This is a genomic window from Hymenobacter daeguensis, assembly GCF_054780555.1.
Map to the genome: position 1 here is coordinate 99,074 of NZ_BAAGWC010000013.1, position 15,656 is coordinate 114,729.

The 15,656-nt window shown below is 62.9% G+C and carries 12 protein-coding genes; 11 read left to right on the top strand and 1 reads right to left on the bottom strand.

What is annotated here, in order from left to right:
* Positions 1–36: 36 nt before the first annotated feature.
* The 7 genes from ACYVHT_RS15015 to trmB all read left to right on the top strand — a co-directional run bounded on the left by ACYVHT_RS15015 (position 37) and on the right by trmB (position 7,547).
* Positions 37–1,833 carry a TonB-dependent receptor gene (locus ACYVHT_RS15015; RefSeq protein ID WP_460553372.1) on the top strand — a complete coding sequence of 599 codons (1,797 nt, stop codon included), beginning with the start codon at positions 37–39 and terminating at the stop codon, positions 1,831–1,833.
* Between the two features lie 107 nt (positions 1,834–1,940).
* The gene (locus ACYVHT_RS15020; protein ID WP_460553375.1) at positions 1,941–3,149 is read left to right on the top strand and encodes an HU domain-containing protein; all 1,209 of its coding nucleotides are present in this window, start codon (positions 1,941–1,943) and stop codon (positions 3,147–3,149) included.
* Between the two features lie 8 nt (positions 3,150–3,157).
* Complete coding sequence (locus ACYVHT_RS15025; protein WP_460553378.1) at positions 3,158–3,853, top strand: MotA/TolQ/ExbB proton channel family protein; 696 nt, start codon at positions 3,158–3,160, stop codon at positions 3,851–3,853.
* A 113-nt stretch (positions 3,854–3,966) separates the two neighbouring features.
* The gene (locus ACYVHT_RS15030) at positions 3,967–4,386 is read left to right on the top strand and encodes an ExbD/TolR family protein (protein WP_460553381.1); all 420 of its coding nucleotides are present in this window, start codon (positions 3,967–3,969) and stop codon (positions 4,384–4,386) included.
* A 90-nt stretch (positions 4,387–4,476) separates the two neighbouring features.
* On the top strand, positions 4,477–5,361 hold the full coding sequence (locus ACYVHT_RS15035) for a hypothetical protein (protein ID WP_460553384.1): 885 nt from the start codon (positions 4,477–4,479) through the stop codon (positions 5,359–5,361).
* A 115-nt stretch (positions 5,362–5,476) separates the two neighbouring features.
* Positions 5,477–6,784, top strand: a complete 1,308-nt coding sequence (locus tag ACYVHT_RS15040; RefSeq protein WP_460553386.1) for a bifunctional folylpolyglutamate synthase/dihydrofolate synthase — start codon at positions 5,477–5,479, stop codon at positions 6,782–6,784.
* 97 nt (positions 6,785–6,881) lie between these two features.
* A complete protein-coding gene (gene trmB, locus ACYVHT_RS15045) occupies positions 6,882–7,547 on the top strand; it encodes a tRNA (guanine(46)-N(7))-methyltransferase TrmB (RefSeq protein ID WP_460553389.1) in 666 nt (221 codons plus the stop codon).
* 86 nt (positions 7,548–7,633) lie between these two features.
* Here the strand turns inward: trmB and ACYVHT_RS15050 are convergent, their stop codons facing one another.
* Positions 7,634–8,230: a hypothetical protein gene (locus ACYVHT_RS15050; protein WP_460553392.1), complete on the bottom strand. Its 597-nt coding sequence runs from the start codon at positions 8,228–8,230 to the stop codon at positions 7,634–7,636.
* 165 nt (positions 8,231–8,395) lie between these two features.
* On the opposite strand from ACYVHT_RS15050, the gene rpe reads away from it, so the two are divergent.
* The 4 genes from rpe (at position 8,396) to hisD (ending at position 15,655) form a co-directional block, all read left to right on the top strand.
* Entirely contained in the window at positions 8,396–9,106 is a 711-nt protein-coding gene (rpe, locus tag ACYVHT_RS15055; protein WP_460553395.1) for a ribulose-phosphate 3-epimerase, read from the top strand.
* Positions 9,107–9,134: 28 nt separating this feature from the next.
* Positions 9,135–11,744, top strand: a complete 2,610-nt coding sequence (locus ACYVHT_RS15060) for a TonB-dependent receptor (RefSeq protein WP_460553398.1) — start codon at positions 9,135–9,137, stop codon at positions 11,742–11,744.
* Between the two features lie 639 nt (positions 11,745–12,383).
* Positions 12,384–13,235 (top strand): ATP phosphoribosyltransferase, encoded by an 852-nt coding sequence (gene hisG, locus ACYVHT_RS15065; protein ID WP_460553401.1) that lies wholly within the window; start codon positions 12,384–12,386, stop codon positions 13,233–13,235.
* A gap of 2 nt (positions 13,236–13,237) precedes the next feature.
* Positions 13,238–15,655, top strand: coding sequence for a histidinol dehydrogenase (gene hisD / locus ACYVHT_RS15070; protein ID WP_460553404.1), 2,418 nt, complete (start codon positions 13,238–13,240; stop codon positions 15,653–15,655).
* Position 15,656 lies beyond the last annotated feature (1 nt).

A 15,656-nucleotide genomic window follows, 5' to 3' on the forward strand; every position in this document is an offset into this window, starting at 1 on the left:
CCTGGCGTAATCTCTCATTTGAATAATAAATTGCTGATGAAGCGTTTGCCGATTAACAATTCTAACGAGCACCAGCGCCAGGGCCCAGGGCTGGTGGCCGGTGTGGCGCTGGCTGCGGTGCTGGCCGGGGCTGTCATGCCTGCCGCTGCGCAGGCCCAGCCCACGAAGAAAAAGACGGGTAAAATCGAGGAAGCCGAGATTGAAATCGTGAAGGAGCGGGTAAACCAGCTGCCCGAATCCACGCGCAACTTCGATAAAATCAAGCTGCCGGCCGCGCCCAGGCTTGACCGCAAGGTGGCCTACACTTTTCCCGATTTCCGCCTGCCCGCCGACCGCCTCAACCCCTCGGTGAAGGTGCTTACCATCCGGGCCGAGGAGCCCGCGCCGCTCACCGGCAACTTCGTGAAGGCCGCCATCGGCAACTACGGCACGTTCTACGGCCGGGGCTATTTCCACAGCACCCGCAATACCGACCATGCTTACGGCCTGGACATCAAGCACGTCAACTCGCTGAACGGGCCGGTGGATGGCAAAAACTCCGGCGTATCCGAAACCAGTGCCCACCTCATGGGCGAGCTGTACCGGGGCACGGCTGCCTTCGGGGCCAACATCGACCTGGGCCGGGAGCGCTACAACTTCTACGGCTACGAAAAGGCGGCCAACGGCACGTCCGTGGCCACGCCCGAGGCCGGCGACATCAAGCAGGTATTCAACCGCTTCGCCATCAAAGCCTACGCCCACAACCGCGCCCCCGACCAGCAGCTGACCTACGACGCGGGCATCGGGTTCCGACACTGGGGCGACAACTTTGCCGCCAGTGAAAACGATGTGCGCCTGAATGCCAAAGTGGGCTACGCGCTGGGCGAAACCAGCCGCATCACGGTGCTGGCCGATGCCTCGTTCATCTCGGATAAGGACCAGGCGGCACCCTCGCTCGCCCAGCCCGACCCCGCGCAGCTTACGCGCAGCCGCACCTTTGTGCAGGCCACCCCGGCGTATGAGTTTCTGAATAAGAACATTGCCTTCTCAATCGGGGCTACGGTGGGCTATTCTTCCGACACGGCCACCAGCGTGAGTAAGGGTGTAATTTACCCGGCCGTGCGCCTCGGCTACACCGTAGAGCCCGAGAAGTTTATGGTGTACGCCGGCCTGGGCGGGGCCCTGCAGCGTGTGACGCGCTACGACCTCAGCACCGAAAACCCCTGGCTGAACCGCGGCCTGAACGTGGCCGACACCCACCGTGGACCGACGGTGTACGCCGGCTTCACGTCGACGCCCGCCCGGGGCCTGGAGTTCAACGTGAAAGCCACGTATGCCCGCGACCGCAACCTTTACTTTTACCTCAACAACGCCATCGACCCCACCAAGTTCGACCTCGTGTATGACCAGAACGCCACCGGCGTGCTCAACATCCACGGCGAAGTGCTGTATAACGCGGCCGAGAAGTTCCGCCTCGGCACCCGGCTCGACTACAATAAGTACGCCCTCAAAAACCTGCCGCAGCCCTTCCATCGCCCCGAGTTCCAGGGCTCGGTCTTCGGTACCTACAACGTTTTCGATAAGCTGATGCTGGGCGTGGAAGGGTATTTCTATTCGGCGAGCTACGGCATCAGCTACCTGCCCGGTTCCCGGGTTGGGGTGCCGCGTCTTGCCGATTTCTACCGCGCCACCGACCCGGTTATCGACCTGAATTTGCGCGCCGACTACCGCATTACGCCAAAAATATCCATCTTTGCAATGGGTAACAACCTCGTCAACCGCCAGTACCAGCGCTTCTACGGCTATCCGGTGAAGGGCATCAACGTGCTGGGCGGGGCCACGTACTCGTTTTGAGTAATTATGAGTTTTGAATGATGCGTTATGCATTTTGTTCATAACGCCTGGCTTCCAGCTGCTTTCAAACTCATACCTCATCATTCAAAACTCATAACTACAGCAGAATGCATCTAGCCGACCACATCCGTCCCTTGCTCCGTGACCACGACTGCGTGATTATTCCGGATTTTGGGGGCCTTGTGGCCGACGTGTCGCCCGCCCGCGCCCAGCCAGGCCGGCAGGCCCTGAGCCCGCCCACCAAATTAGTGGCCTTCAATCAGGCCCTGACCCGCAACGACGGCCTGCTGGTAGACGCTCTGAGCCAACATACCGGCATGTCCATTGCCCAGGCCCGCGAAGCCGTGCGCACTGCCGTGGCCAATCTGCAACAGGAACTCAACGAAAACAACCGCACCGAGCTGCCTGGCATCGGCATTTTCCGGCGTGCGGCTGGTCGGGGCTTAGCCTTTGAGTATACGGGCACCGACAACCTACTGGCTTCGGCCTTTGGCTTGCCCGAGCTGGTAGCCCGGCCTGTGCGGGCCAACGACAGCCGGCCCACGCGCCCGCAGCCGGTGTTGCGCGGGGCCGCTGCCAAGCGGGGCCGTCTGGCCCGCCTGGTGCCCGGCAGCGTCATTGCGTTTGCCGTGGGCTTGCTGCTGCTGGCCAACTACCAGGTGGCGCGCAACGTGGGCTACCTGCCCACCAGCTGGCAGGTGCCGAAGTGGGAGTGGCCGTCGCGCAACGCTACGCCCGCCAACCCTGTTACGGAGCCCCAGCAAGCCACGCTTGCCCAGCACGATTTCACCCCCCGGCCTCTGACCACCGAAGGCATGACGCCGGTAGAGAATGCCGCTTCGACTCCCACCGTCGCGAGCCTGGAGACGCAACCTGCTGCCACGCCTGAAGTCATTGCTTCGGCGGCACCCGCGCCAGCTCTCACCAAGCCTGCGCCTGTAGTTGAAAAAACGACTCCAACAGTTGCTACCCCCCCCAAACCAGCCGAACCCACTGCCACTGAGCCTGCTACTCCCGTAGCCAAAGCTGCGCTGGCTGCCGCTGCCAAGGCCCCGGCCGGTGCCAACTCGGTTACAATTAAAAACCACACCGGCCGTTTCTATGTCGTTGATGGGTCATATACTACCATGCTTAGTGCCGAAGTCGGCTGTCGGAAGCTTACGCAGAAAGGCTTCCGCGCGCATATTATTCCACGGTTTTATGGCACTCGCTACTTCCGCGTTACGGCTGCCGATTACCCTGACCAAGCCTCGGCCCAGCGCGAAGCCCAGCGCCTGCGCGTAAAAAATCCGGGCGTTTATACGTTGAAATTTTAACCCCCCGCATGTCCGTTTTCCTTTTGCAGGCCCCCGTTGCCGCTGTAGATACCGTAAACACCGCCGTTTCATCGGCTCCCGTTGCTGATACCAGCGTCCCCGTTATCGACCTGCTGCTGCGCGGCGGCTTCATCATGATACCGCTGGTGCTGCTTTCGCTCGTCTCGGTTTACATCATCCTCGAACGTTATTTCACTATCCGCAAAGCCGCCGGCAATCCCGATGCTTTCATGGCCAGCATCCGCTCGCTCATGGTGAAAGGCGATTTGGCCGGAGCCAAGCTGCTGTGCGCCCAAACCGCCTCGCCGCTGGCCCGCATGGTGGAGAAAGGCCTGCGCCGCATCGGCCTGCCGCTGAAGGAAATCGAAACCAGCGTGGAAAACGTGGGCAAGATTGAAATTGCCCGCCTCGAAAAGAACATCAGCATCCTGGGCATCATCGCCGGCGTGGCGCCCATGATTGGCTTCGTGGGTACCATCATCGGGGTAATCAAGATTTTCTACTCCATTGCCGCCACCAAGGAATTCGGCATTCCGCAGGTGGCCGACGGCCTGTATGTGAAGCTGGTGACTTCGGCCACGGGCCTCATCGTCGGCATCATCGCCCACATCGGCTACCACTGGCTCAGCATCCTCGTCGAGCGCATGGTGTTCCGGATGGAAAACTCGGCCATCGAGTTCATGGATATTCTGCAGGACAACTGATTGAATTATGAATTATGAATTATGAGTTGTGAATTAGGGGCAGCTTTCACTTGGTCAGGCTGTCCGTAGTTCAATTCATAATGCATAATTTATAATTCATAACTCAACTAGTTATGAATCTTTCCCGCCGGCATCGCCTCACGTCGCACGTTGAAACCGGGGCCATGAACGACATCATGTTCTTCCTGATGTTGTTCTTCCTGATTGCCTCGACCCTGGTTAACCCCAACGTTATTAAGCTGTTGCTGCCGAATGCTAAATCAAGCAAGCAGGTGATGAAGCAGCCCATCACCATTTCGGTGGATGCGGCCGGACAGTATTTTGTGAACAAAAAGCAGGTCAATCCGGCCGATGTGGAATCGGCGCTGGTGGCGCTGGTGGGCACGGCACCTACGGCCGAGCAGCCCACCGTGGTGCTGCGCGTCGACGCCTCGTTGAACGTTCAGAAGCTGGTTGACATTCTGGAAATCGGCAACCGCCTGAAATTGAAAATGGTGATGGCCACCCAGGCCCAGCAGGCCGCCGGGAAATAGTGAGGAATGAAGAATGAGCCGTGAAGAACCATCTTCTTCGCGGCTCATGCGTAGTTCTTCCTTGCTCATTCTTCATTCCTCATCGAAAAAATGGCTATTGACTATCCCGAACCGCACCGCCGCGAGGCCCTGATTGGCACCCTGGTTGTTCACGGGGTGCTATTGCTGCTGTTTATCTTCATGGTGTTCAAGGGCCCGAATCCGCCGCTGGCCCCGCTGGGGGGCGGCGATGGCGTGGAGCTGAACTACGGCCTCGACCCGGCCGGCTCGGGCGACATCCAGAGCATGGCCCCTGCCAACGCCTCGCAAAACCGCGAAGACAGCCGTCCGCCCAAAGCCAGCACCGAGCCGGCTCCCCGGCCCGTAGCCGAGGCCACACCCACGCCCACGCCGCCCTCGCAGGAGAAAATCATTACCAGCGACGCCGAGGAAAGCCCCGTGTCGGAAGCTAAAGTCGAAACGCCCGCCCCGGCCCGCGAAGAAGTGAAAGTGGCCCCCAAGCCCAAGCGTCAGGTAGCCGTGGCCTTCTCGCCCAACGGCAGCGCCAATGGCGGCGGCAACGGCGTGAATGGCACCAGCAATACCCCCACCGGCAACAACAACGGCGACCGGCCCGGTACCGTGGGCGACCAGGGCGACCCCAACGGCTCGCTCGATGCCAAGGCGCTGTATGGCAGCCCCGGCCGCGGCGGTTCCGGCAGCAGCCCCGGCAGCGGTGGGCTGGAAATGGCCGGCTGGGCACCTGATTCAAAACCAAGCGTTCCTGCCATCGACGATAATCCGGGGATAGTTCGTTTCAAAATAAAGATTGATGAGCAAGGTGAAATCCTGGGTATTTCAAAGGTATCGGGTAATGTGTCAGCTGCTCAGGAAAAGCTTTGTCGAGATGCACTGAACGACATGAGTTTCCGCCGAACCAATAGTGGGACGGGCGGTGCGACGGGTTTTTACACGTTTAAAATTACTGTTCGCTAATCGGTATAAAAACAGTTGTATCCCGCTGTCTGCTGAGCAGGCAGCGGGGTTTTTCTTTATTAAAGACTCGAACGCCGTTAATTTGTGGCCCGCTAACCCAAATCTACACCAACCCGTGACCTATCAAGAAACGCTGACTTACCTCTACGAGCAGCTGCCCATGTTTCAGCGGGTGGGTGCGGCGGGCTTCAAAAAGGGCCTCGGCAACACGCTGGCGCTGGCCGAAGCGCTGGGCAACCCCGAACGGAAGTTTCGGAGCGTGCACGTGGCCGGCACCAATGGCAAGGGCAGCAGCTCGCACCTGCTGGCGGCTGTGCTGCAGGCGGCGGGCTACAAGGTGGGTCTTTACACCTCGCCGCACCTGCGTGAGTTCACGGAGCGCATTCGGGTGAATGGGCAGGAGCTGCCGGCCGACTACCTGGTGGAGTGGGTGGCCCGCTGGCGGCCGTTGTTTGAGCAGGTGCAGCCGTCGTTTTTTGAGATGTGCGTGGCGCTGGCCTTTGCCTACTTCGCCGAGCAGCGCGTGGACGTGGCCATCATCGAAGTAGGGCTGGGCGGCCGGTTCGATTCCACGAACATCATTACGCCGCTGGTGTCGCTCATCACCAACATCAGCTTCGACCACCAGGCGCTGCTGGGCAACACGCTGCCCGAAATTGCGGGTGAAAAAGCCGGCATCATCAAGCCCGGCGTGCCGGTAGTGGTGAGCCAGACCCAGCCCGAGGTGGCCGACGTGTTCCGACGCGAAGCCGCCGCCAAACTGGCCCACCTGGTTTTTGCCGATGATGTTTACAAGGCCACATTCGCGGCCGAAGCCTCGCCCGAAACCGGCCTGCGCCCGCTGACCATCACCCAGCACGGCCGGCCCTACCTGGCCAATGCCGAGCTGGGGCTGCCCGGCGACTACCAGCAGTTCAACATTCCGGGCGTGCTGGCTACTCTGGACGAGTTGCGGGCCTTGGGTTTCCGGAGCACCGAGGCGGCCGTGCGCACCGGCCTGCGGCAGGTAACCCAGCTCACCGGCCTGCGCGGGCGCTGGAGCATCATCGGCCGCCGCCCCTTTGTAGTGTGCGATACCGGGCACAATGCCGCCGGGCTGGAAATGGCGATGGCGCAGCTGCGCCGCGTGCCGCACCGGCGTTTACATTTGGTTATCGGCACGGTCAACGACAAGGACGTGGCTTCCATGCTGGGCCTGCTGCCCGCGGAAGGCCGGTTTTACTTTTGTGCCGCCAATATTCCTCGGGCTTTGCCAGCTGTAGAGCTGGCGCAAAAGGCCGCAGAGCTGGGCCTGACCGGGCAGGCTTACCCCTCGGTGGCCGCCGCCGTAGCTGCCGCCCGGGCCGCTGCCAGTCCGGATGATGCCGTGTTCATCGGCGGCAGCACCTTCGTGGTTGCTGAAGTGGAAGAACTATACGCTTAACTCAAGGAGGAATGAAGAATGAGGGATGCAGAATTGCCTTTCAGGTCAGTTTGATTCCTCGTTCCTCATTCTTTACTCTTCACTCTTCATTAACTAAATGTCCCGCGTCAAGCTCCAGCGTTTCAACGATAACGCCACCCGTCCCGATATCATTGAGCCCGGCAAGCCGCAATACGAGCAGCTGGGCGGACGGTGGCGCACCGATTTTTTCAAGCAGCCGTTTCCGCTGACGCTGGAAGTGGGCTGTGGCAAAGGCGAATACACCGTGGGCCTGGCCCAGCGCCACCCCACGCGCAATTTTCTGGGCCTCGACATCAAAGGGGAGCGGATTTGGCGGGGGAGCACGCGGGCCGAGGCCATGGGCCTCACGAATGTAGGCTTCGTGCGCATGCGGGCCGAGGCGCTGGCCGCGCAGTTTGGCCCCGGCGAGCTGGCCGAAATCTGGATTACGTTTCCCGACCCGCGTCCGCGTGACCGCGACATCAAGCGCCGGCTGACTTCGCCGCGCTTTCTGGCGCTGTACGAACAATTGTTAACGCCCGGCGGCCTGCTGCACCTCAAAACCGACAACGAGGGCCTGTTCGACTACACGCTGGAAACGCTGGCGGCCCGTCCGGGTGCCGCAATTGAGCGGTTTACGCGGGATTTGTACGCCGAAACCGACCCGGCTTTTACCGAAGCGCAGGCCATTCAAACCAACTTCGAGGGCAAGTACCGGGCCGTGGGCGTGCCCATCAAATACGTGCAGTTCCGACTGACCTGAGCCGGAACGGACGCCACAGGCCACGGCCCCGATGGACATGACCCGCTGAGCGTCATGCCCATCGGGGCCGTGGCTTGTGGGAAATGCTACTCCGTTTCCAGCGCCTCGAAAACCGCTTCCAGCTGGTCGAAATCGCGCAGACCGGGCTTGACCTCATCACCGGAAGGAAAGGCCAGTCCGGCCAGGCGCAGGTGCGTGGCCAGGTAGTGGGCGCGTTCGGGGTCCAGCCCCGGACCTGCCCAAATTGGGTTGTGGCCGGTGATGTGGCGCAGGGTGACGAACCCTTCCGTCGGCAACAGGTCAGGTAGCTCGATGACGAAGCCCGCCGGCAAGGCGGGGAAGTCGGGCAGTGCCGCCGCCGCCTCGATGGAGAGCTCCAGGTACACCGGCGGGGCAATTTCGGCCAGCTCATCGGCGGTGCGGAAGGAGCGAAGCAGCACGGCGTCGAGGCTGCAGTCGGCCGCTATGGCGTTGATTTCATGAGCGCTGAGCTGGTCGAACTCACCTATCAGTTCAACTCCGGCAATCCAGCCGGCCAGCTCCTTCATGGTCTTGGCGTCGAGGTGGCCGGGCAGAGCCGGGTCGAGCACGAAGGTCAGTTTGTCGGCGCCCATGCCGGCGCAGTAGCGGGCATCGGAGAGGTTGTTGATGCCGCGGATGAGAAGGGGAACGAGGTGGGGCACTGGTTCGATGAGGAATGAAAAATTAAGAATGAGCAATTGGGGAGTGATGCTCAGCTTTCTGGTAGGCGGCGCGCCAACTTCCGGCGCCGGCCGGGCACAAAAGTAGAGCCGAAGCTTCGGCTGGGCGGCATTTGGGGAGGGCGCGGCGGCCGTATCTTCGTCGCCATGAATTCAACCCGCCGCGCCCCCTTGCTGGCCCCGTCGTTTCTGGCCGCCGATTTGGCCAACCTGCAAGCCGAAACCGAACGCCTCGCCACCAGCGCCGCCGACTGGCTGCACTTCGACGTGATGGACGGCCGCTTCGTGCCCAATATCTCCTTTGGCCTGCCCGTGCTGCAGGCCGTGGCCCGCTACGCCAGGCAGCCCATCGACGTGCACCTGATGATTGAGGAGCCCCAGAACTACCTCGCGCAGTTCCGCGATGCCGGGGCCAGCAGCATCACGGTGCACTACGAGGCCTGCCCGCACCTGCACCGCGTGGTGCAGCAAATCAAGCAGCTGGGCTGCCGCGCCGGCGTGGCCCTGAACCCCGCCACGCCGGTAGCTTTGCTCGAAGACATTGCCGCCGACCTCGACGTGGTGCTGGTGATGTCGGTGAACCCCGGCTTCGGCGGCCAGGCCTTCATTCCGAATACCCTGAAAAAAGTGGCCATGCTGAAAGAGCTGCTGCTCGACACCGGCTCGGAAGCCCTGATTGAAGTGGATGGCGGCGTAAACATGAGCAACGCCGGCCCGCTGGTGGAAGCCGGGGCCGACGTGCTGGTGGCCGGCAATTTCGTGTTCAGCGCACCGGATGGCCCGGTGGCCACGCTGGCCAGCCTGCGCGACCACCTGGCCGGCCTGGAGCTGAGCCCTTTGCCGAGCCGCGAGCAATAACTGCCCGGACCATCCGTTTTTGAGCACTGTGAGAAAACCTGCTACCCCGCGCCGTCGGTTACTGAGAGCGGCAAACAATGGCTGTTCAACTCCTGCCACGGTCTGGCGCCTGGCGGCGCTGCTGCTGATACCGGCCGCTGCCCGGGCGCAACTGCCGGCCCCCGCGCCGGTGCAGGCCCCGGCGGCAACCACTGTAACCATCAGGGGCACCTTGCGCGATGCCAGCGGGCAGCCCCTGGAGTTGGCGGCCGTAGCAGTTGAAGGCCAGCCGGGCGGCACCAATACCGCCGCCGATGGCACATTCTCCTTTTCGGTGCGCGTGCCGGCTGGGGGCCAGCCGGCCGTGCTGGTGGTGCGGCGGCTGGGCTACCTCACGCTGCGCCAGCCGTTGAGGCTGCCGGCCGATGCCAACCGGCCCTTGCGCCTGAGCATGCGCCTGGATACCAAGGCGCTGAGCGGCGTGCGCGTTACCGGCCGCTCCGACCAGGCCGATACCCGCGAGCAGGTCAGCATCACGCACATCGACCCGCGCTCGGCCAAGGAAATTCCCTCGCCGTTTGGCGATTTCAACGCCATTCTGAAGACGCTGCCCGGTGTGGTTTCCAACAACGAGCTGAGCAGCACCTACAACGTGCGCGGCGGCAACTACGACGAAAACCTGGTGTATGTCAACGGCTTCGAGATTTACCGGCCGTTTCTGGTGAGCTCGGCGCAGCAGGAGGGCCTGAGCTTCATCAACCCCGATTTGGTGAAGCAGGTGGAGTTCAGCAGCGGCGGCTGGCAGCCCAAGTATGGCGACAAGCTGGCCTCGGTGCTGAGCGTGGACTACAAAACGCCCGACAAATTTGCCGCCTCGCTCACGGCCAGCCTGGTGGGCGGCGCGGCCCATGCCGAAGCCCGCTCGGCCAACGGACGGGTGAGCTACCTGGCCGGCGTGCGCTACAAGAACGCGCAGTACGTGCTCAGCTCGCTGAAGCAGCAGCAGGGCGGCTACAACCCGACTTTCTACGACGGACAGGCGTTCGTCAACATCGGGCTGGGCAGGAAAGACGACATGCAGCGCACCACGCTGGGCCTGCTGGGCGTGGTGGCGCACAACGACTACCGCTTCTCGCCCGAAACCGGGCAATCCACGTTTTCGACCGGCACCAACCAGCTCACCCGCGTTTTCATCGCCTACGATGGCCGCGAGCGGATGCAGTACGACACCTACCAGGCCGGCCTGAACCTGAAGCACGACTTCTCCGCCAGGCTGCAGATGGAGCTGCTGGGCTCGGCGCTGGTGTCGCGGGAATTTGAGTTGCGCGACGTGGAAGCCGCTTATACCTTCGCCGAAATCAACCGCGACCCGACCTCTCCCGATTTCAACCAGGCCGTGCGGCAGCGCGACATTGGCTCGCAGTTCAAGCACTCGCGCAACTTTCTCACGGCGCGCATTTTCACCGCCGAAACCCGGGGGCGCTGGTCGCCCGGCGCCGGCCATACCGTGCGCTGGGGCGCAAAAACCGGCCGCGAAAAAATCACCGATACCCTCAACGAATACAGCTTCGCTGACTCGGCCGATTTCGTGCCCGATGCCCGCCGCACCCGGCTGGTGTCGGATTTGAGCCTGGAAAGCACCCGCACCCAAGGCTTCGTGCAGGATACCTGGAGCCTCGACTCGCTGCGCACACTCACTTACGGAGCGCGCGCGCACTACTGGAGCACCAACGGCCAGCTGGCCATCAGCCCGCGCATTCAGTATTCGCAAATCAGCCGCGCGCACCCCAACCGCTCGTTCAGGGCGGCGGTGGGCGTGTACTACCAGCCGCCGTTCTACCGCGAGCTGCGCAACCAGGCCGGCGACCGCACCGACCCCACGCAGCCCCTCATTCAGACGGCCAACCTGAACCTGGACCTGCGGGCCCAGAAGTCCTACCACTTCATCGTGGGCAAGGAAATCAACTTCCAGAAGTACGGCCGACCCTTTAAGTTTTCGGCCGAGGCCTACTACAAATACCTCACCGATGTGGTGCCCTACGACATCGACAACGTGCGCCTGCGCTACTTCGCCAAGAACGATGCCCGCGCCTACGCCGCCGGTTTCGATGCCCGCCTGAGCGGGGAGTTTGTGAAAGGGGCCGAGTCGTGGTTCAGCCTGGGCGTGCTCACCACGCGCGAAAACATTGCCGACGATTCCATGAACGTGGTGGATGCCACCGGCAAAGTCACCGGCCGCGAAGCCAAGGGCTTCATTCGTCGCCCGCAGGACCAGCGCCTGAACATCGGCGTTTTCTTTCAGGACCACCTGCCCAACAATCCTTCGGTGCGCGGCTACGTGAACCTGGTGTTCGGCACCGGCCTGCCGTTCAGCCCCCCCAACCAGCCCGACCTGCGCGGCACCGACGCGCTGACCGTGAGCTATAAGCGCGTCGATTTGGGCTTTTCGAAAGTGGTAGGGCTGAAAAACAACAACGCGCCCAAAGCCCATTTCTACAGCTTCGACAGCCTGTGGATGGGCTTGGAGATACTCAACGTGCTGGCTGCCAACAACGTGGCCGGCTACAGCTACCTGCAGGACGTGAACGGCGTGACCTATTCCGTGCCCAGCTACCTCTCGCAGCGCGTGGTCAACCTGCGGCTGATAGCGCGGTTCTGAGTAGTTAGCTACCTGCTTTCAGCCAGGTCTCAGCCGGTGCTTTGTGTACCGGGCACCAGCATTGCCTTGCCCGTTGAGTCAGAGTGTGGGGCCAGGCGCTGCCCCTGGTACTTGGGTATCAGTTGAGGCTCGCCAAGCCTGGTGGCGCTGCGAAAGAAAATAAAGTAGTGCGTCGTGCGAGTGCATTCTTCCACTCAGCAGTCGGAGAATTCGGGTCGGTAAGCCTTGTTTTGCAGCGTGCCACTATGGCCCGGTAAACCTTTTAGCGCGTTTGCCGGTATGAGCACGGAAACAAAATGAGGTAGGCTCAGGTCGCCGCGTTCGGTTTCTGCTTTACCTTTGTGCCCGATGACCATTTTCCCCGCCGTCGTTTGTGCTGTTGCCGAGGCCCCGCTGGCGGGTCGTCGGGCAGCTGCGGGCGTGCATCACCACCACCATCTGTGGGGGGCCGGGCTGCGCGCCGGGTGCTAAGCTAGCACCGGCCGCCCGCGCCTCCACCGCCGCGTTCGGGGCTGCCGTGGTGCCGGACTTTTCATCTCTTCCAATTATACTCCGGGAAATTCGACCGCCGGGCACCGCGCCCGCGCCGGATTTATTCGCGCCTTCCATCCGAGCGCGGCCCGCCTGTTACCCCGTTTCATGCTACGATTAGCCATTCAAAAGTCCGGCCGCCTGAGCGAGGATTCCCTCGCCCTCATCCGCGAATGCGGCATCAACTTCCTGAGCACGTCCTACAAGCTCAAAACGGAAGCCACCAATTTCCCGCTCGAAATCCTGTTTCTGCGCGACGATGACATTCCCGGCTACGTGAAGGACGGCGTGGCCGACCTCGGCATCGTGGGCCAGAACGTGCTGGTGGAAGCCGGCTACCCCAACCTCGAAGTCGAAACCCTCGGCTTCAGCAAGTGCCGCCTCAGCCTGGCCGTGCCCCGGGCCGATGCCTATCCGTCGATTGAGGCCCTGCAGGGCAAGAGCATTGCCACCTCGTACCCCAACATCCTGGGCCGCTACCTGGCCGGGCACGGCGTGCAGGCCACGCTGCACACCATCAGCGGCTCGGTCGAAATCGCGCCCAGCATCGGCCTGGCCGACGCCATCTGCGACATCGTGAGCAGCGGCTCCACGCTGCTTGGCAACGGCCTGCGCGAAGTCGAAACCGTGTTTCGCTCCGAAGCCGTGCTCATCGCCCAGCCCAACCTCACCGCGGAGCAAACCGACCTGCTCGCGCAGCTACGCTTCCGCATGCAGGCCGTGCGCCGCGCCCGGCGCAGCAAGTACATCCTGCTCAATGCGCCCATCGCGGCCCTCGACGAAGTGCGCCGCCTGCTGCCGGGCATCAAGTCGCCCACCGTCACCCCGCTGGCCGAGCCCGGCTGGGTATCGGTGCAGTCGGTGGTGCAGGAAGACGAGTTCTGGCACATCACCAGCCAGCTCAAGGCCGTTGGGGCCGAGGGCATTCTGGTGCTGCCCATTGAAAAGATGATTTCCTAGCCATGCAGCGCTATTCCAACCCCGAACCCGGCACCTGGCCCGCGCTGCTCCAGCGCCCGGCCGCTGCCGAAGCGCCCCAGGTAGCCACCCGCGTCCGCGCCATTTTCGACCAGGTGCGCAGCGGCGGCGATGCCGCCCTGCTGTCGTTGGCGGCAGCGCTCGATAAAGCCACGCTCAGCAGCCTGTCGGTTTCCGAAGCCGAGTTTAGCGCTGCAGCCGCGCAAGTTCCGGCTGCCTTGCAAGCCGCCATTCGCCAGGCTAAAGCCAATATTGAAGCCTTTCACGCCGCCCAGCGCGAGCCGGAGCTGCGCCTCGAAACCATGCCCGGCGTGGCGTGTGCGCGGCGGGCAGTGCCCGTGCAGCGGGTGGGGCTGTATGTGCCGGGCGGCTCCGCGCCGCTTTTCAGCACCTTGCTGATGCTGGGCGTGCCCGCCCGCCTGGCCGGCTGCCCCGACGTGGTGGTGTGCACGCCGCCGCAGCCCGACGGCTCGGTAAGCCCGGTCATCCTGTTCGTGGCGCAGCTGCTCGGAATTGAGAAGGTCCTGAAAGCTGGGGGCGCGCAAGCCATTGCCGCGCTGGCACTGGGCACCGAAACCGTGCCGGCGGTTGATAAAATCTTCGGCCCGGGCAACCGCTACGTGACGGCTGCCAAGCAGCTCGCTAGCGCTGAGTTCGGCGTGGCCATCGACATGCCGGCGGGGCCGTCGGAAGTGCTGGTCATTGCCGACGCCAGTGCCAACCCCGCCTTTGTGGCGGCCGATTTGCTTTCGCAGGCCGAGCACGGGCCCGACTCGCAGGTGATGCTGCTGAGTAATTCCGGCGCAGTGCTGGACCAGGTACAGGCAGAGGTTACCCGTCAGCTGGCGGCATTGCCGCGCCGGGATGTCGCCGCCCAGGCTTTGGAAAGCAGCCGGGCCATTCTGCTGCCCGACGCGGCCGCCATGCTGGCCTTTGCTAACCGATATGCGCCCGAACACCTCATTCTGGCTACCGACAATGCCGAGGCCCTGGCCGCCGGCGTCACCAATGCCGGCTCCGTATTCCTGGGCCACCTCACGCCCGAAGCCGTGGGCGACTACGCCTCGGGTACCAACCACACGCTGCCCACCGGCGGCTATGCCCGCCAGTACAGCGGCGTATCGCTCGATTCGTTCGTCAAGAAAATTACCTTCCAGCGCCTCACCGCCGCCGGATTGCGCCGCATTGGCCCGGTCGTGGAAACCATGGCCGATGCCGAAGGCCTGGCCGCGCACGCCCGCGCCGTCTCGGTGCGCCTGGCCGCGCTGGCCAAGGAACCTGCCGCAAAGCCCGCAACCACCGAAGCCGCCAGCCCCTACGCGGGCCTCATCCGGCCCAGCGTGGAGCGCATGCAGCCGTATTCCTCCGCCCGCGATGAGTTTGAAGGCATGGCCCCGGTCATGCTCGATGCCAATGAAAACAGCCTCGGCTCCGTGGGCCCCGATGATTTCAGCCGCTACCCCGACCCGCACCAGCGCGCCATTAAAACCGCACTGGCGAAGTTGAAAGGGGTGGCGCCGAATCAGATTTTCCTGGGCAACGGCTCCGACGAAGCCATCGACCTGCTCGTGCGCCTCACCTGCACCCCCGGCCAAGACAGCATCGTTATCTGCCCGCCTACCTACGGCATGTACGAGGTGGCCGCTAACCTGAACGATGTGCGCGTGGAGCGCCTGCCGCTGACGGCGGACTTCCAGCTGCCGGCCGATGCGCCGCAAAAACTGGCGGTTTCTACCGCCAAACTGGTTTTCCTGTGCTCGCCCAATAACCCTACCGGCAACCTGCTGGCCGTCGAGGCCATGGAAACCATTCTCCGCAGCTTCAACGGCCTGGTGGTGGTCGATGAAGCCTACGCCGACTTTGCCGATGCCCCCAGCTGGACCACGCGCCTTGCCGAGTTTCCGCGGCTGGTGGTGCTCCAGACCTTTTCCAAAGCCTGGGGGCTGGCCGGCTTACGCCTCGGCGTGGCCTACGCCGCGCCGGCGCTTATTGCCTATCTCGATAAAATCAAGCCGCCTTATAATATTTCGGCCGCTACCCAGCAGCAGGCGCTCAAGGCCCTGGCCGCCGCGCCCAGCCTACCCGAGCTGCGGGCCGAGCTATTGCGGGGCCGCCGCTGGCTAATCGAAGCACTGCCCGCAATCAGCATCGTGGAGCATATTTTTCCTTCCGATGCCAATTTTCTGCTCGTCCGTTTCGCCGTTGATGCTACTGCGGTGTACGACCAGCTGCGGGCCCGGGGCATAGTGGTGCGCAACCGCACTACCCAGCCCGGGTGCGCCGGCTGCCTGCGCCTGACGGTGGGAACGGCTGCCGAAAACGAGCGGCTGGTCGAAGCACTCCGCGAAATCAGCCAGGCGGCGGGAGCAGAGCGGGAGACTCCTGCTGCCAATCACGCCTAAC